Raw genomic sequence first — 23,856 nt, 5'->3', positions numbered from 1 at the left:
TGGGTTTTTCAACGCAGGCCAACGCGCGGGTTTTTCTTTCATCAAAAAAAGCAGCAGCTCCCAAAAACCACTCTGGCATAGACAGGGAGGGCATATTTATTTGCTTAAAGATTACTTTTTGATTTGTTAACGGCGATCGGTTTTTCCGCTGGCATCAATTTTCGTTATCGCATAAGCATAAGAACCCCTATTCCATGAACCCACTTCTGATTGTCTTTTGCGCGGTGCTTACCTACGGTGTATTCATCGTTATCGCTTACAAACTGAGTAAGATCCTTTTTCCAAAACAGAAAGGCGATGAGAGTCCCTTCGAACGTTCCAACTCCCGGTAAGTTGGTACGTAAGGGTCGGCGCTCACCGAAAGGAAGCGCCTGATAAAAAGAGAAACTGGCCAAGCCTCGTCCTCATCGGCGGGGCTTTTTTGTTTGCGGATGTGTGTAAGGTTTTGAGCAATTCTGCAAGGATAATCAACAATCTGTGGAATTTTTTCCCGTGGGATACCTCCTGTAAACCTGCTTTAATTCACTATAAAATATTGATGATAAGTTGTTTATGAAAAACCGCAACGGCTTGGCATTATTATTTGTGTTCTCTCCGGCAGAAAGTATTGAACAAAAGCATTATTGCCATGAAACTGATACATCAAAACGGAATCACCCTCAATACCACCATGAAAGTAGTGGGCGCGTTCCTGCTGGGAACGGCCATTGGCACCGCCACGGGCTTGCTGGTTGCCCCCAGCAGCGGAAGCGCTACACGCAAACAGTTGAAGAAAAAAACAAAAAAATATAGCCAGGAAGCTCTCGACATGGCCACCGACTACCTGGACAGCCTGCGTAAAGGCTACAACAAAAAAATAGAACGCTATGCCGGCAACGGCAAGACGGCCATCGATTCTTTAAAAGAAAATATCAAACTCTAAATATTTTCTCACGCTCCAAATCCTACCCTCTCTATGAAGCGATTGTTGAAGAATGCTTTTAAGCCATCTCTGTCCGGCACGTTAGCCGCACAGCCGGCAACACAGATCAGTGCCAACGCAAAAAAAGATGAAGAATTGATGCACCGTGTCGGGAAGAGCCGGCAGGAGATCATTGATCTGATGAAGATATTAAGAACCTTTTAATGACCCGGGACGATGAAAACACTACTAAGAATTGCAGCCGGACTGTTATTGACGTATGCCTTGCTTTCCCTCACCTAGTGTGCTGGCGGCCAACGCAAGACGTCTGAACGATTTTGAATATCCTCTCTTGTAAAAGAAACTCGGAGGGAACGTGGGAAAGGTATACGAAAATATCTTTCAAGCATGTGAAGAAGCGCGGTGCGCAAAGTAGAGCGATCTGCTTTTAAGCATCCAACAAAAATTTTCCCTTCGGTTACGAGCCGTCATCTCCGCCTTGATGACGGCTCTTTTTTTTGTGATTTTTTTGTGAAATGTATTGTTGGTCGTGATTGAGCGTGTGGTTCAAGAGGGGGATGCTTGGGGTTGGGGGACGTAACGACCAGGGGTGGATTTGTGACCTTGTGTCCGAAAAACTTGTTGGTGGGACACCAACAAGTGGGGCGTGGCGTGACGTAGTGACAAGATGCAATTTTGAAGATTTATGTCCGAAGGGTGTGGACTTTTTATGACGGCTTTTTTATTGATTACGCACTCCCCAGCTGGGGTGATTTTTGCGAAAATGCTATCGGGACAAGTATTATTTTTCAGGAGGATTCGTTTGCACGAGTAGCCGCGACCAAATGGTCACGCGCTTTTCTCTTTTGGGTGATCGATTGAAAAATGAAGCTGCCCTATGAAAACTCGATGTGTTTTTTTTACGATGGTGTTTGCGTTCTCCTTTTTTAAGGGCTTGTCGCAACGCCTGGAGTTGGAGGCGGTGGCGGGACCGTCGCTGTCGTATGTGAGAACGGGAAGTCGCGGTCCGGATCAGTTTTCCGGCAAGCGCTTGTCGGTGAACGCGGGCTTGGGGTTGAACTATCGGCTTTCAACGTTTTATCACATTACCACGGGCTTGTACTACGAGCAGAAGGGTGCGGTCTCGGTGGATGCCAGTTCGAAGACGCGGTTGAATTATGCTTACCTCACACTTCCGCTGCAGTTGTCGCATCGTTTTGGGGACATCATCAAATACCAGATCGGCGCGGGGCTGTATGTTTCCTACCGGGTTAGCGAGCGCCTCATCATCGCGTCCACGCACCGCCCCGGCCCCTATACCAATGTCAACCTGAACAATGGCAATCCACTCGATTTTGGTCTCGCGGGTTTCGCTGCCCTGTATATACCCATGACGAATGTTGTCTCTATCAAGATCAGTGCCCAGGGAAATTGGGGAACGGTGGATACCCACAGCGTCGTCTTCGATCCGTATGCGAGGTATGCGAAACACAGTTCGCTCGCGTTGTTGGTGGGGGTGAACTATCCACTTCGATAAAGTGGGAAGGTATTGTTAAATAAGAGGCTTGAAGTTGAGCGAGGATCCGGGTAGATCATTATCCAAAAGCACTGGCAAAGATAAAGTACAAGATGATCGCCAGGATCAGCACACCATACATAATGAGATCGACCCGCACATACGGTTTATACTCCCGGTAAAGTTCTCTTAACTTTCGAAACATTAAATTTTTGGGTGATTTTGTGACAAGATTGTAATTAATGCGCCTCAAAAGTAACTATTTGTGCGCATATCCGTCAGAAGAGGTGCTGCTTCGGGGACGATCCAATTTATTTTCTTTTCCGATAGGGGTAAGGAAGGGGTCGGTTGTCTGAAACACAAAACCAACCCAATTACCCAATGATTAGAAGTTTTAGTTTAAGTTTTGCCGTTTTCTTTCTCATCAGCGTTGTGGCCCTCGGCCAGGAAAAAGTTACCCTCAATGGTTATGTACGCGATGTCTCTAATGGTGAGGAACTTATCGGTGTTACGGTCTACATCCCGAAAATGAGCGCAGGCACCGTGACCAACCCGTACGGTTTTTATTCCCTGACCCTTCCTAAAGGTACCTACGAAATCCAATTCAGCTATGTGGGCTACGCCCCCCAAATCGTCACCGTCGATCTTCAGGGTGATGTGGAACGCAATGTGGACATGTTGAGCGAGACTACGGTGATGCAGGAGGTCACTGTCACCGACAAGCGTGTTGACGAGAATGTGGTGTCGCTGCAAATGAGCAAGAACACGCTGGACATGAACCGCGTACGCAAGCTGCCCGCCTTGTTTGGCGAAGTAGATATTATCAAAAACATCCAGATGCTGCCCGGTGTGATCTCGGCCGGCGAGGGTACATCGACCTTTTATGTGCGTGGGGGCAGCGCCGACCAGAACCTGATCCTCATCGACGAGGCACCCATTTACGATCCTTCTCACTTGTTCGGGCTGTTCTCCGTGTTCAACGCCGATGTGATCAAGGACTCTGAGCTTTATAAAGGCGGTATCCCGTCGCGTTTCGGCGGCCGGCTTTCATCGATCCTGGAGGTGCGCACCAAGGATGGGAACAACAAGAAGCTGGGCGTCACGGCAGGCATCGGCACTATGGCGAGCCGTTTAATGGTAGAGGGACCGTTGGTGAAAGACAAAGCCTCGTTCATCGTGTCGGCCCGCCGGTCGTATGTAGACTTGTTTCTGAGAGCAGCCAACAACGACAACCTGGTTCACTTTTATGACATCAACGCCAAGGTGAACTGGAAGTATAATAACAACAACCGCTTCTTCCTGGCTTTCTACAACGGCCGCGACGTGTTCAACTTCGCCAACCAATTCGGTTTTGCGTGGGGCAACCGCACGGCTACCTTCCGGTGGAACCACCTGTTCAACGAGCGGCTGTTCTCCAATACGTCTGTCATCCTCAGTAACTTTGACTACAAACTGGAACTGAAGGACCCGGTGCAAGGCTTGAAATGGACCTCGAACCTGGAGGAGTTGAGCGTCAAGGAAGACCTGTCCTATTTTATCAACACCAACAACGACCTCACGTTCGGCTATCACATCACCGGCAGACGGTTCTCGCCCGGCAAGATCGTGCCTAATTCGGAGGCTTCCATGTTCGAGGAACTCAGCCTGGACCACATGTATGCGCTGGATCACGGTATCTATGTGAGCAACCAGCAGCGCGTTAGCGACCGCGTTACACTCGACTACGGTTTGCGTTTGTCGATCTTCCAAAACATGGGCCCGTCCGATGTTTATCTTTACAACGATCCGCAAAACCGCACACAACCCGACCCGGTCGATACGTTGCATTACAAAGCTTGGAAAAGCGTAAAGACTTTCGTGAACCTCGAGCCGCGTCTGGCCGCCCGCTACATGTTGCAGGACGGGCAGTCGATCAAGGTTTCCTATAACCGTATGGTGCAGAACACGCACCTCATTGCCTCCGGCACGGTGCCCGTTCCCTTCAACACCTGGAATCCCAGCGGCTATTACCTGAACCCGCAGATTGCCGACCAGGTGGCGGCCGGATACTTCCAGAACTTCAAAGACAATATGCTTGAGTTTTCTGCGGAGGCGTACTATAAGAAGATGAAGGACGTGACGGATTTTGCCGACAATGCCGACATCTTCTTCAATAAAAACCTGTCGACCGAATTCCGTCAAGGGAAATCCTGGTCGTATGGTTTGGAGTTGATGTTGAACAAAAAGGAGGGGAGGTTCACCGGATCGGCAAGCTATACGTGGTCGAAGACCATGCGCAAAATACCCGGCGTGAACCAGGGCGTGGAGTTCCCCGCCAACTACGACCGCCGCAACGTGGTGAATCTTCAAGGTGCCTACGACTACAGCGACCGCTGGACGTTTGGCGCAACCTTCACCTACAGCACCGGCCGGCCCATCACCATACCGGAGGGCAAATATCAATATGGAACCTACAACCCCGATATCGTGACCGAACGCAACGGCTACCGGTTGCCCGCCTTCCACCGCCTGGACCTGTCGGCCACATATTCACCCAAGAAAAACGAAACGCGCAAGTGGAAAGGTACCTGGGTGTTTGCCATCTATAATGCCTACAACCGCCAGAATCCTTTCACCGTCTACACCCGTGTGACCCAAAACAAAGACGGCGACATCACGGGCGATGGCTACACCAAAGAGACCCGTATGGTATATCTTTTTCCCATACTTCCTTCGGTTACCTATAACATTAAATTCTAAGACATTACTTGTATGAAAAATATATTCATCGCTCTCCTCTTTGCCGTCGTGTTTGTCTCGTGCGACAAACCCATTCATCTCAACCTCAACGAAAGCGACAAGCGCGTCATCGTCGAAGGACAGGTGACCAACCGCGCCGGACATCAGTATGTGAAGCTGTCGCGTTCGGTCGACTTTTATCAAACCGGTGCCCTGCCGAAGATCACCAACGCCATCGTGTCGGTGAAAGACAACGACGGCATGGAGATCATGTTCATTCACAATCCCAACAACAAAGCCGACAGCATCGGTTACTATCTGCCGCAGACACCTTTTGTGGGTACGATCGGCAAGGACTATCACCTGCGCGTGGACATCGACGGCGATGTTTATGAAGCCGACGACCACCTGTACCCCGTGACGACGATCGACTCGATGGCTTACCGCGTGGACGACGACGAAGAGAAAGATCCCAAGACCCAGGGCAAATTCCGCGAGGTACTCATCTATGCCAAGGAACCTCACCCTAGCAAGGACTATTATCTTTTCAAATTCTATCGCAACGATTCGCTCACGTACTACGTCGAGACAGACATTTATTACACCGACGACGAAGCCCTGGGCGAAAACATCGACGGCATTTCCTCACCCATCTTCTATGCGCCTGGCGACAAGGCAACGGTCGAGGCCTATAGCTTGAGCCGTACCGGCTATGTTTTCTACGACGACTTGCAGAAATTACTCAACAACGACGGCGGTCTGTTCAGCCAACCCCCGGCCAACTCGCGCACCAACCTCAGCAACGGTGCCTTAGGGTTCTTCCAGGCCAGTGCCATAAACTCCGCCTCGATTGTCGTGGAAGAGTAGGCGTTCGTCTCATTTCATATCAGGCAGAAAGCTTCATCCCGTTAAGTGGGGTGAAGCTTTCTTATTTTGCGTCCATGCGTTATTGTATTAATTTGGACGCAGGGTTATGCGAAAAGCTTAACGAAACCTTAAAGAGCTTGGTGCGCTGTGGGATGCCCTTCGCAGTAAGTTGTAAAAACAATAACCGATGAAGAGAATTCTGCCTTTCCTATTTATCGCTTTCGGCTGCAGCCAACTCTATGGACAATACACAACCCCTGCTTCGGTGCTGGAGACCAACCCGGCCAGCATTAAATGGCGGCAAGTGAACACGGCGCATTTCCGGGTGCTGTATCCGGTAGGGTTCGATGAGCAGGCACAGCGGGTGGCGAATACGCTGGAGCGGATTCACGACCCGGAGTCGAAAACCATGGGCTCTTCACCCCGCAAGATCTCCATTGTGTTACAGAACCAATCGGCGATCTCCAACGGCTTTGTGACCATCCTGCCACGGCATTCGGAGTTCTATACCATGCCGCCGCAGGACTATAATTTTCTCGGTACCAATGACTGGCTCAACATGTTGATGTCGCACGAGTACCGGCACGTGGTGCAATATCAGCATGCCACGCGGGGCTTCAACCGGGCCATGTATTATCTGTTTGGCAACACCACATTGGCGGCCTGGGCACAGGTGGCGGCGCCACAATGGTTTTGGGAGGGCGATGCCGTGGCGACAGAAACCGCCTTCACGCACAGCGGCCGGGGACGTATTCCCAACTTCGGCTTGGTGTTCAAGACCAACCTGATGGAAGGGCGCACCTTCAATTATCACAAGCAGTACCTGCGTTCGTACAAGAACAATATTCCCAATCACTATGTGCTGGGCTATCACATGATCAGCTACCTTCGTCGCCGCACGGGCGATCCCAACATTTGGGGAAAGATCACGGCACGTTCGTGGAATGTTCCGTTCATCCCGTTTGCTTTCTCCAACGCCATCCACAACAAGACCGGCATGTATGTGACGGAGCTTTATCGCGACATGGCCGCCGATCTGAAAAAGGAATGGCAGCAACAGCTCGACCAACTGCAGCTCACCCCATTCGAAAAAATAAATCCACGTTCCACTAAGGCTTACACCGATTATCTCTATCCACAAGCGGCCGGCGATGCCGGTGTCGTCGCCATGAAGCGAGGCATTGGCAACATTGAAGAATTTGTGTTGCTGAAGGATGGACACGAGCAACGCATTTTTGTGCCGGGGTTCATCAACGATGCCGGCATGCTGTCGGTGGCGGATCGCAAGATCGTGTGGAGCGAATACGGTTATGATCCACGCTGGGGCGTGCGCAACTATTCCCTCATAAAACTATACGACGGGGCCATCGGCGAGCGCCGCATACTGGCCGGGAGACACGAGCGTCTGTCCGGCGCGGCGATCTCTCCCGACGGCAAGACCGTGGTGGCGATCCGCTCCGATAACGACTATAAAAATTCCATCGTACTGCTGGATGTGGCCTCGGGCCGCGTCATGAAGACACTGGACAATCCCGAGAATTACTTCTTTGCCATGCCCCGGTGGTCGGCCGATGGCAAAAGCATCGTGGTCTTGAAAAATAGTCCTGCCGGGAAGACCATTTCCTTGATCGACCCTGCCAGCGGCATGGGCACGGACCTGCTGCCCGTGAGCCGTGAAAATGTGGGCTCGCCCATCATGCAAGGGAAGTATGTGTTGTTCAACTCGCCCGTGAGCGGCATCGACAATATCTATGCGATCGACATCGAAACGAAAACGCGCTACCAGGTAACGTCCAGCAAGTATGCGGCGTATAACCCTTCCGTTTCGACGGACGGGAGAACGCTTTACTACAGCGATCAGAATCGCGATGGGTTGGATGTAGTGAAAACGCCGTTCGATCCGGCATCGTGGAAAGCGTACAGCATGCAAGCCCCGCCGTCCGTGAAGCCGTTGTACCAGGCGTTGGCCGACCAGGAGCATCATGGAGGATTGCTGGACACGGTTTCGCAGACACCGCTTCCCGTAAAAAAGTATTCCAAGTTGAAAGGAGTCTTCAATCCCTATAGCTGGGGATTGTTTGTGACCAACAACCTGGCCCAGATCAATGCGGGCATCACCTCTCAGGATATTCTGAGCACAACGTCGATCAGTGCAGGGTACCTTTACGACATCAATGAGAAAACTTCGTACTGGAATGCGGGCGTGAGCTATCAGGGGTTATATCCGATCATCGACGTTAATGCTACAACCGGAAACCGCAAGGAGGAAAAGACGGACTTCAATGACAAGCAGAAGTTCACGTGGAATGAGACCGGAGCCGAGGTGGGGCTGCGCTTGCCCTTCCTGCTCACCCGCTCCAAATACAGTCGCACGTTGACCCTGGGCGATGCCGCCGGCTTTACAAAAACCACCGATTTTGTCAATACGGTCTCGCGCGACAACACCATTATCTATCAAGGTCCAAACCGCATTACACCCGTGTCGGACTCGCTGGTTTTCTTGTATAAGGACCAGCTTAACAACGGAACGATGTACTACAACCGGCTCAACCTCTCGTTCACCAACGTCCTGAAGCGGAGTCAGCGCGATTTTCTGTACCGGTGGGGACAGACGGTCGATGTCGATTTGTACAGCACGCCTTTCGGCGGAGACTTTTATGGCAGCCTGTTTGCCGTGCGGTCCACTTTATACTTCCCTGGTCTGGCTAAGCACCATTTCTTATATGGCCGCCTGGGTTATCAAAAGAGTTATCAGAGCATCGAAACCGACGTTTATTCCTTTCGCAACCGCATTCCGCGTCCCCGCGGGTATAGCTACCCCAACGATGAAACCTTTGGGGCCGCGTCGGTCAACTACGCTTTGCCGTTGTGGTATCCCGATATTGCCTTCGGGCCTTTGCTGAACATTCAACGGATCAAGGCCAATTTCTTCTGCGACTTTGGCCAGGGCCAGGGCCGGCAATACTATTACAAACCCAACAGCAACATCGTGTATTACAGCGAGACCGATGCCACCTATCAGTCCGTGGGGGTAGAGACAACGTTTGATTTCAACATACTGCGGTTCTTGCCCAAGTTCGAAGCCGGCTTCCGCACCACCTACCGCTCCGCCAACAAGTTCCAGAACAGCGGTGTATTGGTTGAATTTTTGATCGGGAATATCGGTTTCTAATAGTTGAAAATGGATGTTTTAGTGTCTATTTTTGGACCTTTCAAATAAAGGCGAAACCTTTTTTAGACGAATTTAAAAATCTACAATCGACAATGGCAGAAATCATACGAATGCCGAAAATGAGCGACACCATGACGGAAGGCGTGGTCGCGAAATGGCATAAGAAAGTGGGAGATACCGTAAAATCCGGCGAATTGATGGCCGAGATCGAGACCGACAAGGCTACGATGGACTATGAATCCTTCAATACGGGCACGGTACTCTATCTGGGCGTACAGGAAGGACAAGCGGTGAAAGTGAACGACGTGCTGGCCATTGTTGGCAACAAAGGAGAAGACTATTCCGCCCTGCTGGCCGGCGCCGCCAACGCTGCTGCTTCCGGTGGCAAGACCGAGGCTCCCGCCGCGGCTGCAACGGCCCCGGCTGCTACAGCAACCGCCACAGCCATAGACACTTCCGGCATCAAAGCCGAGATCGTGTTCATGCCCAAGATGAGCGACACCATGACCGAAGGCGTCATCGCCGCCTGGCACAAGAAAGTGGGCGACGCCGTAAAAACGGGCGAGCTCCTGGCCGAAGTCGAGACCGACAAGGCTACTATGGAGTACGAATCCTACAATACAGGAACCTTGCTGTACATCGGCGCAGAAGCTGGTAAGGCCGTGGCCGTCAACGGCGTACTGGCAGTGATCGGCGAAAAAGACGCCGACTGGAAAACGTTGTTGAAAGCCAACGAAGCCAAGGGTGCTGGTGCAGGTGCTCCTGCGGCCGGTCAAGCCGAAAAGAAGGCAGAACCCGCCGCACAAACGGCCGATGTTTCCGCCGACCATTCATCCAACGGCCGTGTAAAAGCATCGCCGCTGGCCAAGAAACTGGCAAAAGATAAAGGCATCGACATTGGTAAAATAGAAGGTTCCGGCGACCACGGCCGCATCACGAAACGCGACGTAGAAAACTACAAGCCCGCTGCCGCACCCGCTACTACCGGCGCTCCCGCTAAAAACGGCCAAGCTGCTGCCGCTCCCATTGTTCTTCCCCAAGTGGTTGGACAAGAGAGCTTTGAAGACGTGCCGGTATCGCAAATGCGCAAGGCCATTGCCCGTCGCCTGGCCGAGAGCAAGTTCAGCGCCCCGCACTTCTACGTCACCATGGAGATCAACATGGACAAGGCCGTGGAAGCGCGCAAGAGCATCAACGAGATCAGCCCGGTGAAAATATCGTTCAACGACATGGTGATCAAGGCAGTAGCCGCCGCGTTGCGCCAACATCCCGACGTGAACGTGAGCTGGCTCGGCGACAAAATGCGCAAGAACCGTCACATCCACATCGGCGTGGCCGTGGCCGTGAAAGACGGCTTGCTGGTGCCGGTGGTGCGCTTTGCAGACAACAAGTCCCTGTCGCACATCGCGGTAGAAGTGAAGGAGTTGGCTCAAAAAGCACACGATAAGAAACTTCAACCTTCCGAATGGGAGGGAAGCACGTTCACCGTTTCCAACCTGGGTATGTTTGGCGTGGAAGACTTCACCGCCATCATCAACCCGCCCGACGCCTGCATCATGGCAATCGGCGGTATCAAGGAAACGCCCATCGTGAAGAACGGCCAGGTCGTGCCGGGCAATGTGATGAAGGTTACGCTGTCGTGCGACCACCGGGCCGTAGACGGCGCTGTGGGAGCTGCCTTCCTCAAGACCTTCAAAGGCCTGTTGGAAGATCCCGTTAGAATTCTTATTTAAGACATCGCATAAAAAATTTATCACCACCCCCGGAGTTAAATCCGGGGGCTTTTTGTTTTTATCGGAATGGAAAAAATGCACGCCACCACCATCATCGCCGTTCTGCACAACGGACAAGTCGCCATTGGCGGCGACGGCCAGGCCACCATGGGTAACACCATCGCCAAGAGCAATGTCAAGAAAATCCGCCGTCTGCAAGACGGCAAGATCCTCGCAGGTTTTGCCGGTTCCACCGCCGATGCCTTCACGCTCATTGAGCGATTTGAAGAAAAGCTGAGCGCCTTTGGGGGCAATATGAAGCGCGCCGCCATCGAGCTTGCCAAAGACTGGCGCACCGATCGCTTCTTGCGCCGCCTCGAGGCGATGCTCATCACGGCAAGCAAAGATGAGATCCTGATCCTCTCGGGCACGGGCGATGTGCTGGAGCCGGATAACCAGGTTGCCGCCATTGGTTCGGGGTCGATGTATGCCCAATCGGCTGCGTTGGCTTTGAGGAAACATGCGCCGCATTTGAGCGCGGAGGAGATCGTGCGGGAAAGTCTGAATATTGCCGCGGATATCTGTATTTATACCAATCACAATTTGGTGATCGAAAAGTTGTAATAGCGCCTTACGCCCCCGTATTGATCAAGCTTTGAACAGTTGCTATCTTTAATAAAAAAGATATGATCAACGGCGCCCACATTATCATCTACAGCAAAGACCCGGAAGCTGATAAGCTCTTCTTTAAAGACCTCGGCTTTCCCCCGGTTGATGTTGGCCACGGCTGGCTCATCTTCGGACTGCCGCCGTCAGAACTGGCGGTTCATCCAGGGGAGAAAAACAATGTTCACGAATTCTATTTGATGGTAGACGACATCGAAGCCTTTGTGCAGCAGATGAAGGTGAAGAACGTGCCTTGCGGGAGCGTTAACGACCAAGGGTGGGGACTGCTCGTGGAGTTGAGTCTTCCGGGGGGAGGTAAGTTGGGGGTTTATCAGCCGCGGCATGCGCGGCCTGAGCCGATGAAGGTTACTAGAACGTGAGGGGTAACCGAAAAATGTTGTTGGTGAAAGGACAGGACTAAGAGGTGGGGCGAACTCTAATGATGGGAGCGGTGGCTGAAAAATTTTTGGTCGTGAAAACACCAACAACGGCGGGGGAGGGCATAATTGTGGGCTGGGAAAATTTCGAGGGTTAGGGCTCCAATTTTATTGTAAGCGAGTCGAATGGTGAGTGCTAGCCCTTTGTTGTTGGTGTCCCACCAACAACAGGCGGCATGGGATTGGCAGAACGCGTTGGGTTCGAACAAGAAACTTACACAACGGAGCAACGCCGAAATGCATATTTTATAAATGGGGCATGGGTTACAGACCATGGTGCGCCATCGGCTGGGGAACCTCAAATTCATAGAATGGTGGCGAAAATCACGGTACCTTGGGCTTTCTAATTTCCAGAGGCCACATCGATTGCTTTTATGATCGCATTACAAGACGCCTCGATCTCTTCGGTGGTGATCGTCAACGGGGGAGCTAAGCGAAAGCTGTAGGGATGACTCAGGAACCAGTAGCAAATGATTCCCAGCTTCTTTGCCTCCTCTACGATGCGCGACACAAGTTCGGCGGATTCAAAATCAATGGCGAACATCAATCCGATGCGGCGGATTTCCTTGATGGCGGGATGTCGTAACAAGGACTCAAATTGCTTTCCTTTCTCTTCGACCGTATCCAGCAGTTTTTCATCTTCGATCACCTGCAGGGTGGCCAGGGCCGAGGCGCAGCAGACAGGGTTGCCGCCAAAGGTGGTGATGTGCCCGAGCATGGGATTGTGGGTGAGGCATTGCATGATCGGCTTGTCGGCTACGAACGCACCGATGGGGAGTCCGCCGCCAAAGGCTTTGGCGGTGGTGAGAATGTCGGGCACGATGCCGTAATGCTCGAAGGCAAACAGGCGTCCCGTACGGCCCATGCCGCATTGGATCTCGTCGAGGATGAGCAGGGCGCCGGTGTCGGTGCAGCGTTTCCGGAGGGCTTGCAGGTAGGTTTGGGATGGGATCCTTACACCGGCATCGCCCTGGATGGTCTCCACGATCACGGCCGCCGTTCGGTCGGTGATGGCCGCCAGGTCTTCCATGACGTTGAAATCAATAAAGCGTACGTCGGGCAACAGCGGGCGAAAGGCTTGTTTCTTGATCTCATTTCCCGACACGCTCATGGAGCCGTGGGTGCTGCCGTGGTAGGATTTCCGGAAGGAGACGATCTCGGTGCGGCCGGTATAGCGCTTGGCCAGTTTCAGCGCGCCTTCGTTGGCTTCCGTGCCGGAGTTCACAAAGTAGCAGCAGTTCAGACTTTTTGGGAGCAGGCTGACCAGCTTTGCCGCCAGCTGGTTTGGGGTGGACTGAATGAACTCGCCATAGACCATGACGTGGAGGTGCTTATCCACCTGGTCCTTAATGGCCTTCACCACGGCGGGGTGCCGGTGGCCGATGTTGCTCACGCCGATGCCGGAGATGAGGTCGGTGTACCGCTTGCCGTCAGGGGAGTACAGGTAGATGCCTTCGGCTTTTTCTATGGCGATCAGGTAGGGAGCCTCCGTGGTTTGGGCAAGGTGGTTGAGGAAAGTGTTCTGGCTGAAGTCCATCCTCAAAACTAGGAAGAAAGGCGGAGGGGTAAAACAAAAAGTCCCACCGGGGGTGGGACTAAGAAACTAAATTAACTAACTCTCACAAATGAACAAAATCTTGTGTATTCAACTTCGACCAGATGGCCGCTGCGTTACCGCAGGTTTACCGCTGGCCGGAGTTGAGATACAGCGGGGTGAGTCCTGGGACCCATTATCTTTAAAGATACCGTGTCGTGGTTAACCACTTACACCACTACCGATACGGAGACGAGGAAGCCGATAACGACTACGAGCGCGAGTACGAGTACTTGTCTCAACCGGGCAGAAAGTCTTGCGTTGGCAACCTCTCTGTAATCGATGTGTCTCATGTAAGCCATATGCAGTTGTGGTCTGATGTGGATTCAAAAGTCGTAAGGATTGACGTCGACTGCTGGAGAAATTTAACTGAAATCCTACATCGGTAGCATAAAAGGAAGGGATACTTCAAATGCAGACGCGGCGGCGGGTGGCTGGGGGGTTAGGGCTTATTGTGTTGATTGTACGCATCCACCAGCGTGATAAAATCCTTTATTATGTCGTTGGGCACCGTGACCGAAAGCTGGTACTGTTCTATTTTCCAGCCTTGTTTGGTCTTGCGCAGCACCCCGGACCCGCGACAGACACCCATCCAAGTTGTTAAAAGTTCAGAAAACCATGCAGTTTTTTCATCAGATGTTACATGGAGGTCCCGGTCATAGGGTTTGAAGTCCCACGCTTTGCCTTTGTCGAAGTAGGGCTTGGCGAAGGCTTCGAACTGTTCTTTGGTCCATCGTTCCTTGGCGTCGGTGCCGATGTATACGCCGTGGTCGGCGATGCTCTCAAAGAACACGGCGGCGTTGGCTTTGCTCGCGGCTTCGTGCCAGCGGTCGATAAACTGGTGCAGGTCCTTTTCGGTTTCCTGGGCCAGGAGGTTCAGGGAGGTCAGGAGCAGGAGGCAAAGGGCTATACTTTTCAAGACGGGTAGCATTTAGGGTTGATAAAAAAGAGGAATTCTCCGTCCCGGCCGAACGGCATATACTATCCATCCAAAACCAGGTAAGTTTGTTTATCCCTCGTATACCTTCAGGAAATCCATGACTTCCTGCCGCACGTTTCGTTCCCCCGACTCGTCGTAGGGTTCGGTGGCGATGGATTTGAACAGCTCGCTCACCACGTTGGCCTTGAAGCCCAGCTCTTCGGCATAGATGGTGGCCACTTCCAGTTCCACGTCTTCCACCACTTCGTCGAGGTAGATCATATAGACCAGGTGATAGATGGCCTCCAGTTTTTCCACTTTGTCGCCGATGGAGTTGAACTTGAGGTTGGAGATGTCCACGTCGGCCTGTTTGAGGTCTTCGGGGTTCAGGTGCAGTTGGAAGCCCCACTTCAGGAGGCATCGCAGGAACCGGGTCTCGATCTTTTCGTCGCCCAGGAACAGCGCCAAAATATTAAAATAGCTTCTTTTCACAGAAACCAGGTGTTCTGTATTCTTCATAACGGAAGGGGTCATTTTTTCAAACTCCGCGCGCGGTGTCATTGTAGTAATTTCGGCAAAAATACAGGATGAAACTCAAATAACAGTTATTTATTATAGAACACGACCGGCACCGGATTGTTGTCATTTTTCGAGGTCCCAAGCCCCGATTTCGTCGTTTAGCAGTCCGCTCTCTTCAACCTAAACCAACGCCTTTACTTACCCGCGAGGGTAACTACCGACAGTATTTACGCCGCAGGACCTCCGCTTCGGTAACGCCCAACGATTGGGCTTGCGCCAGGTCCGTGCAGGCCCGGTCGAAGTATTTAAGCCGTACGGCCGCCAGGGCTCTTATGGCATACGGCGTGCCTTGACCAGGTCGCAGCGCGATGGCCAGGTCGCAATCCTTCAGGGCTTCTTCATAGTTCTCCAAAACAAGGTTGGTGCGACCCCGGTTTAGGAAGATGTGAAAGTAAATGTCGGGCACTTCCGTGGGGTCCATCACCAGCTGGTAGGAAGGGCCATAGACCTCCGTGAGGTTTTCGCCGAACAATTTTTTGCCCAGGGTGAAATAGTGTAAAGCTTCGTGGGGATCTTCCAGTTTTTCCAGGTAGAGCGACCCGATCTCGTAGACCAACTGCAGGTTACGGGGATCCTGGTTGTGCAGGTGCTTCATGGCCAGCAGCGACTCCTTGTAGTTTCCCAGGTAGAACTCGCAGATGGAAATTTGGCGCAGGGTTTCGGTCCGTACGGGGTCTTCGTGTTTTTTGAGCACCAGGTATTGGGCCACGGCGTCGGAGAACTCCTGGTTTGCAAACCGCTCGTCGGCCATGACTTTCAGGGCGGTGAGGAGGCTATCCTGGGCATAGTGGAAGCGGTATTCGAGGGGATCTTGTTCGCCCAGGGTTTGAATGAGCGAGAAGGCGTCGTCGAACCGGCCGGTGGCAAACAAGGTGTCGACTTGCCGGAGCGACCGGCTGGTAGCCAGGTTGTGTTCCAGGCGACGTTCTTCCATCATGTAGTTTGCCGTGTGCAGCAGGGCAAAACAAAAGCCGGCAATGACGGTGAACACCAGGAAGGCCAGGGCCTGGATCTTGAAATATTCCCGGTCGATGACATAGTACTTCCGCTGGGCTTGTTGCCACCGGTAGTATTTGCGTTTGTTTTCTTCGCGCCGGTAATCCGCCCGTTGCTGTTCGTCGAAGGCGTAGTTCAGCAGCGAATCGTAGCGCGACTTTTTCAGCGGGTCGGAGAGGATGTGGTAGGCTTCGTTGATCTCTTTGAACCGCTCTTCGGCTGTGCGATTACCCGGGTTATGGTCGGGATGATAGGTCATGGCCAGCCGTTTATAAGCGGCCCGAATCTGCGCGGCATCCGCGGCTTGGGTGAGTCCTAGTATTTGGTAATGATTGTTCACCGGAGGTCGATGTTCCCTGTTATAAACGAATTCAGGATAAAAAATCTTCACCCCGGCCTTCCTTTATTTTTCACCCACCCCAACGTGACCTAACGGTTGGTCAAAGAAAAAGGCCGCCCTTTGGGGACGGCCTTTTACGTGTATTTGAAAATCGGTCTTAAACTTTGGCCAGTTCAGAAACGAGGTCGATCAGCTTGTTGGAATAACCCCACTCGTTGTCGTACCACGATACCACTTTCACAAAGCGATCGTTCAGGGCGATACCGGCTTTGGCATCGAAGATCGAGGTGCGGGCGTCGCCGAGGAAATCTTGCGATACCACATCGTCTTCGGTGTAGCCGAGGATGCCTTTCAGTTCGCCTTCGGAGGCGTCTTTCATAGCCTTTTTGATGTCTTCGTAAGAAGCGGCTTTCTCCAGTCTCACCGTAAGGTCAACTACCGATACGTCGGCCACGGGAACGCGGAACGACATGCCGGTGAGCTTGCCTTTCAGTTCGGGGATCACCAGGGCTACGGCCTTGGCTGCGCCGGTAGAGGAGGGGATAATGTTTTGGTAAGCACCGCGGCCACCTCTCCAGTCTTTCATGGAAGGGCTATCGACGGTCTTTTGGGTAGCCGTCACGGCGTGCACGGTGCTCATGAGGCCTTCGGCGATACCGAACTTGTCGTTCAATACTTTTGCAATGGGGGCCAGACAGTTGGTCGTGCAGGAAGCATTGGAAACAATGGTATGCTGAGCGGTCAGTTTCTTGTGGTTCACACCCATCACAAAGGTAGGGGTGTCATCTTTTGCAGGAGCCGAGAAAACAACTTTCTTGGCGCCGGCCGTGATATGCTTTTGGCCATCGGCCTGGGTGAGGAACAATCCAGTGGATTCTATAACGATTTCGGCGCCTACTTCAGACCATTTGAGGTTGGCGGGATCTTTCTCTGCCGTTACGCGGATCTTCTTTCCGTTCACGATCAGGTTACCGTCTTTTACTTCTACGGTACCGTCGAATTTACCATGCGTGGAGTCATACTTCAGCATGTACGCCATGTACTCCGGATCCACAATGTCATTGATGCCAACGATCTCAATGTCCTTGCGATTGACGGCTGCCCTGAACGCGAGGCGGCCAATGCGCCCGAATCCGTTAATTCCTACTTTAGTCATTTTATTGTCTGGTTTAAATTTCGAGACCAAAAATAAATTACCTGAACACTAAAACCAACGAAATAAAATACGGTTTTAGAAAAATTTTACTGCACAGGTTTGCAAATCAACATCGTCAATCTATATTTGCACCCTCTTAACGGCAACGTTGAGAGAAACACACAGATCGAGAGGTCAATTCACACTCACAACAACAAACCCACAAGGTCCGTTCGTCTAGGGGTTAGGACACCAGATTTTCATTCTGGTAACACGGGTTCGATTCCCGTACGGACTACTACAAGCAAAACCTGGATATGGAAGTATCCAGGTTTTTTTATGCCGCTAACGTTCCCTCTCAAACGTTATAGAATAGTGGTTACGTTTCTTTCCCAATATCGTATCCAAACCCATGACGTTAACGGAGTTTAATAATCTATATGCTACCCGGCTGAAAGAAACCAAACCGAAAGATTGGTCTTCACTGCCACTGGAGATGAGAACGCACTTTTTGTCCAATGAGACGGCGTTAAGAAACGAATTCTTTGAGGCGAATGAATCGGGCTTAGAACAAAAGAACCCTTGTGTGGAATCTCTTTTGTTGCTGAGCACTGCGCCCTTCCGGGAAGAGGACTACGAGCGGCTGCAGCGATTGGTGCTCACGGCAATGGATACCTTGGAAAAGGAACATGAGCAGGTGAACATTCCTGAACTCGTTAATTTTATCTGGGTGATCCTGGATGATATGCTGCATAACGGGACGATCTATGATAAGGATGTGCTGGTAGACCGGTTGAAAAACCTGAAAGCGTCGTTGGTTAAATTAGAAGCTAAATTTCCGGGTGAGTTTGATGTGTTGGATCAGAAGATCGGTCATTTTTATTGAGATTCCTTTTTACTGAAAAGAGATTCAATGAAAATGTGTGGTTCTTTTGTGGAGCTTAAGCATTGATATTTTTTACGATCTCTCCTTCAATGTAGGCCGCACGGTTGAAGTTTTCATAGGTCAGTTCGACTACAGCCCACAAGTATTTGTTAGTGGATTTCAATGATCCAACCTCTTTGGTCGTCCTGTTGATGCTGGCCCAATGATCGAGTGTATCATCGCCGTGCTTGGCATGCCACGCCCGCTTCGCCTTATCCACGAATAGATCAAAATCTGCATGCTTGAAGTGCCAGCATCTTGAAATATGCAACGCTTTTGCATGGGCAAATTTTTCGAAGCTCTCCAATTGTTGAATTGATTTAGGGTAGCCTACTATCACTGTATCTTGCGTAGAGGTCGGATCAATATGCTGTTCAATTATTTGCTCGATGAGATGGCTTGGGACAATACTTCTGCTTTCGATGTGTTTTTTTATTTCCGTGGTTAGGGCCGAGTCGATGCGCAATTGATTTTGGAGTGAATCCTCTAATACGATTACGTGAGACCGGACGCAATTAACAAATGCATTTAAAATAAGTCCCTTAGGCAAATGAAGATCAATGTAAAGCAGATGGATCAGGCGCATAACGAGGAGCTACATCCTTTGGATTGCCGGGTCGGTTCTCTATCGAGACTCGTTCCCTCTCCTTCAACAATACAAGATTCAATACATTTTATCAAACCATTCTACCATTTTTTGGGGCTTCATTGTTACGGAAGCGAAGTAAACGACAAACCACAGTCGGCCGACCCAATCTAGCATCAGCGGATAGCAATCGTCAATCCTTTGCTCCAGTCTTTCGATTCGTTATTGTAATAAAGATAAGCCGAGTTGGCCGCGCCCGTGTAGCGTCCCGCCACTTCTGCCTTCAGGTCAAGGGCGATGGTCTGAACGGCCGACGGACCCATTTCGCGATAGTAAAATGCGATGCGGTCGCCGATGATCTCATAGAAATCAAACGCTCCCTTTTCTTGGAGGGCTTTCAACTGCCAGGGTTGTGCACTGAGGCCACCGGGGATACCCACCACCGCCATGGTCATGGGAAGGCCCTCGTGTGTTTTGTTGGTGAGCGTCACATTCATCCGCACGGTCTCATTCACGCGCACCGCCGTTTGGAGCAGCGATGTTTTGATGCCCACTTTGCACAGGTCGCTGGACACCGGAGTTTTCGAGCTCCATTGTAATTGAAGGTGAAACGGGATGGGGTGTTGGGTTTTGTCAAAGGCAACGCGGATGGATTGTGGGCCATTGCTGGTCAGGTTCTGAGCGAAATCATGGAGTTCGAGTTTCTTTTGTGTGTCCTTTTCATAGGCGACGAGGCCGCCGCGTTGGTTGTTTACCGTCAGTTGAATCTCGCCGCCTTCTTGTGCGGTGCGCATGGCGCTGGCGTATGTTGTCAGGGCTTGTAGGCATACCGTGGTGGCTTGGGTTGAGCCGAAGCCGCCGTAGCTCCGATTTTGAAGGATGTGTTGAATACAGGCGGTCATCATCGTGTTATGCGAATAACCTTCTTTTGCCAGGGCCTGCACCCAGAAACCCAAGGTTTCCTGCGAGAGCGATATTCCCCAGCTGTAGGTAATGGAACAAGCCGCTGAGAGAGAGGTTAGGCCGCGGGTATGCGCCACCTCCTGGAAGTAATTCACAAAGCGATGATAATCATCCATCGCCCTTAGTGCGAATGCTGCATTGGCCACGAGCGCCATGCGATAGGAATCTTTGCTTTTCCAAGCCTCATCGCGCGCGGTTTCATATTCCTTCCGAATGTCGGTAGTGCCGGTAAGGGCGAGCGCATATACGATGTAAGCGTTGTTCACTTCCGCCGGAGCCGCGGAAAATCCATACTTGCCCCGGTTTTGCTTGAATCCGCCTTTATTGTCGCGCCGGGACAACAACCAATCGCGCGTGCGTTTCAACATCGCGTCATCCACGTTGGGATACACTTTTTTCATCTCATAGAATTCAACAAGCCCATAAGCCGAGAGCGCCTCGTGTGCGGGCGGGTGGCCAAACCACTCAAAGCCCCCGCCGGCAATTTCGTAGGCCGCGAGCCGTTTGTATCCGTCTTTTATAAAATCCAAGGCCCGTGTGTTCACTGCCGGATCGATCTTTTCCGATTGCTGCATAAACTGTAAAGCAAGGATATTGGGAAACGTGCTCGACGACACTTGCTCAAAGCAACCGTGCGGTTCACTCAAAATTGATTCGGCCCCGTGAAAAAGATCACTGATCACATCGGGGAAAGCGGAGAACGTTGCCTGGAGCGATCCTTGTTCTATGTCGTGAACCGAGAAGCGCACCAGCGTATCCAACGTCTTCGCTCCAAAATCAAGCCGCACCGGAAATCCTACCGGGTGAACCTGCAAGGTCTGTCGGATCTCGTCGTGTCTGCCGCTGGCGGCGATAAGGCGGATGGCGATGGGGTACCGCCCGGTTTTAGCTTTCGGTATGAGCGTCACCACCACCGTTTCTGTAGTTGCCGCCCCAACATTCACCGGCAGCATTCGTGTTGACGCCATCAATTCGCCGGGTAGGTCGAGGACCAGCTCGCCGGTCAATACTTTAGAGGTCGTATTTTTTATGCGCACTTGAATCTTGAGCGTATCCTCATACCCGATAAATTCCGGCAGCTTGGCATCGAGCGAAAAGGGGAGTTGGGTGAAATAGGTTTCTTCTTTTCTTCCCAGCAATCCGCGACCGGAGATTCCTTCGGCCGTGATGCGGAAGCTGCTCACGGCATCGGTGTTGTAAAATGAAACGGTGGCTTGACCTTTTTCATCCGTGACCACGGAAGGATTCCAATACACGGTGGTGCGGAAATCCCGGCGCTCGTCGGTCTGGTCTCTCTTTGAATGGAAGGGCACATAGAATTCGCGTGTTGCGGTAAAGGCCCGGGGTTGTACCGTCACGTGCGAATACCGCTGGCGTCGTTTCTTCTGCGAATAGCTGCCGAAGTATAGCCGGGAGCGGGTGTTGATCACAATCACGCCGTTCGTTGCACGGCTGCCATAAATCGCAGAAGCCTCCGGCGAATGAAGCACCGTGATGCTCTCCACGTCATCGGGACTCACCAGGCCGCTGGTAGCGAAATTGCCGTTGAGACTGGTGGACACGGGCACGCCATCGATCACAAAGAGCGGTTCGTTCCCACCCGAGAGGGAACCGATACCTCTCAATTGTACATTGGAAGAAGCCCCGGCATTCCCATTTTGACGGACAACCTGAAGACCCGCCACGCGGCCTTGCAAAGCTCCTTCAATATTGATGACCGGAACAAAAGGAATCCAATCGTTTGTCTGGACAGAGGTAACGGATCCTGTAAGATCTCTTCGCTCGGAAGCAGCGTATCCAACCACCACCACTTCATTCAGCGATTGTACGTCTTCCTGCATACGAAGATCCAACCCGGCGCTTTTTCCAATTTGTTGCGCCGGCACAACGGCTGGCATACCGGTCTCTTGTATGGTCTCCTTTCGTTTAGCGTCGTCTAGGACCGCTTCACCCTGGATGGGCAGGTAAGCGGTGCCAGCACGTGTACTTTCTTTCTGCAGGATGATGTGGTTGGAGCTGTTCGTGAGCAAGAGTACCGGTGTGGTGGCATCGGTATTTTTGAACAGGAAATTCCCGTTGGCGGTGGCCCGGACCTTGATGATGCGCCGTTTGTTGTTGAGTTCTATCAGGGTAACCTCATCGTCCACGCCCCCGTTCTTGGCATCGGTTACTTGTCCAAACAGGAGACCTTCCTTTTCGGGTGTGTAGGTTAAGTTCTTTTCCGTATCCAGCTCGTGCCAGCGGAATCTTCGCCAACCTTGTGTCATCAGCAAATTATCCAACGCCTGACTGGCTTTTGGTTCCTCTTTGTCGAAATAGAACGACGGCTCCTGAATTTCACCTTTCACCTCCGAGGAGAGGAGGAACCAGGAGAGGATATGGTCCTGCTTATCGTTGGCCAGCGAGATCAGTTGGTCGTCGGCTACGGCCAGTGATAATTTTGCGGGAATGGGATGGCCCTTGTCGTCGGATGTTTCGATGTGGAGGGAAACTTTTTCGCCGGGTTGATAGTGTTTCTTGTCAGGCGTCAGCTTCACGGACAATTGCCGGTCGGGATTAACGAACACCACGCGTTCACATTGTTCCAGTCCCTGTGCATCAAACACCGTGAAGACAGCCACACCGGCCGGAAACAATTTTGTATTGACCCGGATGTTGTTGCTCCCTTTTTGAAACGTGATCATCTCGGCGTGGTAGATCTCGCCTTGTACTTGTCCCACGAGATAGCCCGTGGTTGCGAAAGGAGCCGTTATCTCAAAGCTGGTTTCCGATGGATCTTGAGCGGCCTTGTGAAGCGCAAAACCTTCTGGTCGCGACGCCGGAAGCGGCGTGGTGGCGGCAATACCCACCGGCGTTTTCAGCACCGCGTGATACCGCTTTCCTGCCTCCGGACGAAAGAAAAATGTCCCCATGCCCATGTGATAGCTTTCGAAACGGCAAACAAACCGGTCATTCTCATCGCGGATCTCCCCGGCAACATCGGCACCTTTTCCAAACTCGTTCACGGCTTTAAACGCCACCGTGTTCGTTACGGCGTCGACAAGATCGCCTCCTTCGGGGAAGAATTGAAGGGTGATGTGGTTGAGCACGATGGGAATGGCTCGCGAGATGGACTCTTCCACACCGTTGTCGGTGACGATCGCCTGCAGCAATCCATCGGACGTTTTGAGATCCGCGGGGAGTGTGAAGGTAAGAGTGGCGATACCTTGTTCGCTGGCCTGCAGCTCCGAAGAAAAGACTTGTTCGCCGGAGAGCGCGGCCGTGTACTTTATGGTCGCTGCGACGGTTTCGTTCTTTAGATTTTTTGCCGTGAGTTTTGCCTTCACGACATCACCGGGTCCATAGGCTTCTTTCTCGAAATCAAGTTTTAACAACAGGCGCGGTGTGATCACGGTTTGGACCTGGATCTTTTTGCTAAAAACATTTTCCACACCGTCGTTCTTCATCCACTGCGTATAGGCTTTGAGCGTATACAGTCCGCCGGAAGCCTGGTCCGTGAGTTTAAAATCACCCCGGCTGGTTCCATCTTTTACAAACAATTCCAGCCGCGACGCCAAGTTGCCGCGGGGATCGATCAGCTCTACATACACCACATCGCTGATCTGGGTTGGCGTGTTATGGCGGGCTTCCAGCACAAAGGCGTTGAACCAAATGTCTTCACCCGGTTTATAGAATGTTTTGTCAAGATGGAGATACACCTTTTCCTCAGGATAGCGTTGGTTGAAGCGGTGCAGGCTTGCTTTCAACTTTTCGAGGAATGGAACACTGTCGGATGCCTGCAAGACGACGCCGGCCAGCAGGACGAGGGCGATATAAAGAAGACGTTTCAT

General features: G+C 51.9%; 20 protein-coding genes and 1 tRNA gene. 12 read left to right on the top strand and 9 right to left on the bottom strand.

The window, feature by feature from the left end; genetic code table 11:
- Positions 1 to 194 precede the first annotated feature (194 nt).
- The 4 genes from D4L85_RS34535 (at position 195) to D4L85_RS27130 (ending at position 2,438) form a co-directional block, all read left to right on the top strand.
- Entirely contained in the window at positions 195 to 332 is a 138-nt protein-coding gene (locus D4L85_RS34535) for a hypothetical protein (RefSeq protein WP_160144030.1), read from the top strand.
- Between the two features lie 296 nt (positions 333 to 628).
- Positions 629 to 922, top strand: coding sequence for a YtxH domain-containing protein (locus D4L85_RS27135; RefSeq protein WP_228450646.1), 294 nt, complete (start codon positions 629 to 631; stop codon positions 920 to 922).
- Positions 923 to 955: 33 nt separating this feature from the next.
- Positions 956 to 1,126, top strand: coding sequence for a hypothetical protein (locus D4L85_RS34530; protein ID WP_160144029.1), 171 nt, complete (start codon positions 956 to 958; stop codon positions 1,124 to 1,126).
- Positions 1,127 to 1,799: 673 nt separating this feature from the next.
- Positions 1,800 to 2,438, top strand: coding sequence for an outer membrane beta-barrel protein (locus D4L85_RS27130; RefSeq protein WP_119757251.1), 639 nt, complete (start codon positions 1,800 to 1,802; stop codon positions 2,436 to 2,438).
- 58 nt (positions 2,439 to 2,496) lie between these two features.
- Here D4L85_RS27130 and D4L85_RS34995 read toward each other — a convergent pair whose 3' ends face one another.
- A complete protein-coding gene (locus D4L85_RS34995; RefSeq protein ID WP_257791770.1) occupies positions 2,497 to 2,622 on the bottom strand; it encodes a hypothetical protein in 126 nt (41 codons plus the stop codon).
- Between the two features lie 176 nt (positions 2,623 to 2,798).
- Between D4L85_RS34995 and D4L85_RS27125 the strand changes: the two genes are divergently transcribed.
- From D4L85_RS27125 to D4L85_RS27100, 6 genes are all read left to right on the top strand, one after another.
- On the top strand, positions 2,799 to 5,156 hold the full coding sequence (locus tag D4L85_RS27125) for a TonB-dependent receptor (protein ID WP_119757250.1): 2,358 nt from the start codon (positions 2,799 to 2,801) through the stop codon (positions 5,154 to 5,156).
- A 12-nt stretch (positions 5,157 to 5,168) separates the two neighbouring features.
- Positions 5,169 to 6,002: a DUF4249 family protein gene (locus tag D4L85_RS27120; protein WP_119757249.1), complete on the top strand. Its 834-nt coding sequence runs from the start codon at positions 5,169 to 5,171 to the stop codon at positions 6,000 to 6,002.
- A gap of 187 nt (positions 6,003 to 6,189) precedes the next feature.
- Positions 6,190 to 9,174 carry a PD40 domain-containing protein gene (locus tag D4L85_RS27115; protein ID WP_119757248.1) on the top strand — a complete coding sequence of 995 codons (2,985 nt, stop codon included), beginning with the start codon at positions 6,190 to 6,192 and terminating at the stop codon, positions 9,172 to 9,174.
- Between the two features lie 92 nt (positions 9,175 to 9,266).
- Positions 9,267 to 10,907 (top strand): pyruvate dehydrogenase complex dihydrolipoamide acetyltransferase, encoded by a 1,641-nt coding sequence (locus D4L85_RS27110; protein WP_119757247.1) that lies wholly within the window; start codon positions 9,267 to 9,269, stop codon positions 10,905 to 10,907.
- 66 nt (positions 10,908 to 10,973) lie between these two features.
- A complete protein-coding gene (gene hslV, locus D4L85_RS27105; RefSeq protein ID WP_073131151.1) occupies positions 10,974 to 11,510 on the top strand; it encodes an ATP-dependent protease subunit HslV in 537 nt (178 codons plus the stop codon).
- Between the two features lie 62 nt (positions 11,511 to 11,572).
- Positions 11,573 to 11,932 carry a VOC family protein gene (locus D4L85_RS27100; RefSeq protein WP_119757246.1) on the top strand — a complete coding sequence of 120 codons (360 nt, stop codon included), beginning with the start codon at positions 11,573 to 11,575 and terminating at the stop codon, positions 11,930 to 11,932.
- 400 nt (positions 11,933 to 12,332) lie between these two features.
- On the opposite strand, the gene D4L85_RS27095 is transcribed toward D4L85_RS27100, so the two are convergent.
- From D4L85_RS27095 to gap, 6 genes are all read right to left on the bottom strand, one after another.
- On the bottom strand, positions 12,333 to 13,526 hold the full coding sequence (locus D4L85_RS27095; protein WP_119757245.1) for an aspartate aminotransferase family protein: 1,194 nt from the start codon (positions 13,524 to 13,526) through the stop codon (positions 12,333 to 12,335).
- A 227-nt stretch (positions 13,527 to 13,753) separates the two neighbouring features.
- Positions 13,754 to 13,876 carry a hypothetical protein gene (locus tag D4L85_RS34990; protein ID WP_257791769.1) on the bottom strand — a complete coding sequence of 41 codons (123 nt, stop codon included), beginning with the start codon at positions 13,874 to 13,876 and terminating at the stop codon, positions 13,754 to 13,756.
- 149 nt (positions 13,877 to 14,025) lie between these two features.
- Positions 14,026 to 14,502, bottom strand: a complete 477-nt coding sequence (locus tag D4L85_RS27090) for a nuclear transport factor 2 family protein (RefSeq protein ID WP_119758964.1) — start codon at positions 14,500 to 14,502, stop codon at positions 14,026 to 14,028.
- A gap of 90 nt (positions 14,503 to 14,592) precedes the next feature.
- The gene (locus D4L85_RS27085) at positions 14,593 to 15,021 is read right to left on the bottom strand and encodes a hypothetical protein (RefSeq protein WP_160144028.1); all 429 of its coding nucleotides are present in this window, start codon (positions 15,019 to 15,021) and stop codon (positions 14,593 to 14,595) included.
- A 214-nt stretch (positions 15,022 to 15,235) separates the two neighbouring features.
- The gene (locus D4L85_RS27080) at positions 15,236 to 16,417 is read right to left on the bottom strand and encodes a DnaJ domain-containing protein (protein WP_119757243.1); all 1,182 of its coding nucleotides are present in this window, start codon (positions 16,415 to 16,417) and stop codon (positions 15,236 to 15,238) included.
- A gap of 157 nt (positions 16,418 to 16,574) precedes the next feature.
- Positions 16,575 to 17,573 (bottom strand): type I glyceraldehyde-3-phosphate dehydrogenase, encoded by a 999-nt coding sequence (gap, locus tag D4L85_RS27075; protein ID WP_119757242.1) that lies wholly within the window; start codon positions 17,571 to 17,573, stop codon positions 16,575 to 16,577.
- A gap of 205 nt (positions 17,574 to 17,778) precedes the next feature.
- On the opposite strand from gap, the gene D4L85_RS27070 reads away from it, so the two are divergent.
- Together D4L85_RS27070 and D4L85_RS27065 are read left to right on the top strand one after the other, a co-directional pair.
- A tRNA-Glu gene (locus D4L85_RS27070) sits at positions 17,779 to 17,850 on the top strand.
- A gap of 114 nt (positions 17,851 to 17,964) precedes the next feature.
- Positions 17,965 to 18,438 (top strand): hypothetical protein, encoded by a 474-nt coding sequence (locus D4L85_RS27065; protein WP_119757241.1) that lies wholly within the window; start codon positions 17,965 to 17,967, stop codon positions 18,436 to 18,438.
- 55 nt (positions 18,439 to 18,493) lie between these two features.
- On the opposite strand, the gene D4L85_RS27060 is transcribed toward D4L85_RS27065, so the two are convergent.
- Together D4L85_RS27060 and D4L85_RS27055 are read right to left on the bottom strand one after the other, a co-directional pair.
- Positions 18,494 to 19,063, bottom strand: coding sequence for a nucleoside monophosphate kinase (locus D4L85_RS27060; RefSeq protein ID WP_119757240.1), 570 nt, complete (start codon positions 19,061 to 19,063; stop codon positions 18,494 to 18,496).
- 176 nt (positions 19,064 to 19,239) lie between these two features.
- Positions 19,240 to 23,856 (bottom strand): MG2 domain-containing protein, encoded by a 4,617-nt coding sequence (locus D4L85_RS27055; protein ID WP_119757239.1) that lies wholly within the window; start codon positions 23,854 to 23,856, stop codon positions 19,240 to 19,242.

Origin of the sequence: Chryseolinea soli (genome assembly GCF_003589925.1) — a bacterium.
Taxonomy (GTDB): Bacteria; Bacteroidota; Bacteroidia; order Cytophagales; family Cyclobacteriaceae; genus Chryseolinea; species Chryseolinea soli.
This window is presented reverse-complemented; position numbering and strand designations above follow the sequence as displayed.

Bases quoted from the DNA above. Each gene is read 5' to 3' on its own strand.
- D4L85_RS27135 (WP_228450646.1), top strand. From the start codon at position 629: ATGAAACTGATACATCAAAACGGAATCACCCTCAATACCACCATGAAA.
- D4L85_RS34530 (WP_160144029.1), top strand. From the start codon at position 956: ATGAAGCGATTGTTGAAGAATGCTTTTAAGCCATCTCTGTCCGGCACG.
- D4L85_RS27130 (WP_119757251.1), top strand. From the start codon at position 1,800: ATGAAAACTCGATGTGTTTTTTTTACGATGGTGTTTGCGTTCTCCTTT.
- D4L85_RS27060 (WP_119757240.1), bottom strand. From the start codon at position 19,063: ATGCGCCTGATCCATCTGCTTTACATTGATCTTCATTTGCCTAAGGGA.
- D4L85_RS27095 (WP_119757245.1), bottom strand. From the start codon at position 13,526: ATGGACTTCAGCCAGAACACTTTCCTCAACCACCTTGCCCAAACCACG.
- D4L85_RS27085 (WP_160144028.1), bottom strand. From the start codon at position 15,021: ATGAAGAATACAGAACACCTGGTTTCTGTGAAAAGAAGCTATTTTAAT.
- D4L85_RS27125 (WP_119757250.1), top strand. From the start codon at position 2,799: ATGATTAGAAGTTTTAGTTTAAGTTTTGCCGTTTTCTTTCTCATCAGC.
- D4L85_RS34535 (WP_160144030.1), top strand. From the start codon at position 195: ATGAACCCACTTCTGATTGTCTTTTGCGCGGTGCTTACCTACGGTGTA.
- D4L85_RS27055 (WP_119757239.1), bottom strand. From the start codon at position 23,856: ATGAAACGTCTTCTTTATATCGCCCTCGTCCTGCTGGCCGGCGTCGTC.
- D4L85_RS34990 (WP_257791769.1), bottom strand. From the start codon at position 13,876: ATGAGACACATCGATTACAGAGAGGTTGCCAACGCAAGACTTTCTGCC.
- hslV (WP_073131151.1), top strand. From the start codon at position 10,974: ATGGAAAAAATGCACGCCACCACCATCATCGCCGTTCTGCACAACGGA.
- D4L85_RS27115 (WP_119757248.1), top strand. From the start codon at position 6,190: ATGAAGAGAATTCTGCCTTTCCTATTTATCGCTTTCGGCTGCAGCCAA.
- gap (WP_119757242.1), bottom strand. From the start codon at position 17,573: ATGACTAAAGTAGGAATTAACGGATTCGGGCGCATTGGCCGCCTCGCG.
- D4L85_RS27110 (WP_119757247.1), top strand. From the start codon at position 9,267: ATGGCAGAAATCATACGAATGCCGAAAATGAGCGACACCATGACGGAA.
- D4L85_RS27120 (WP_119757249.1), top strand. From the start codon at position 5,169: ATGAAAAATATATTCATCGCTCTCCTCTTTGCCGTCGTGTTTGTCTCG.
- D4L85_RS27100 (WP_119757246.1), top strand. From the start codon at position 11,573: ATGATCAACGGCGCCCACATTATCATCTACAGCAAAGACCCGGAAGCT.
- D4L85_RS34995 (WP_257791770.1), bottom strand. From the start codon at position 2,622: ATGTTTCGAAAGTTAAGAGAACTTTACCGGGAGTATAAACCGTATGTG.
- D4L85_RS27065 (WP_119757241.1), top strand. From the start codon at position 17,965: ATGACGTTAACGGAGTTTAATAATCTATATGCTACCCGGCTGAAAGAA.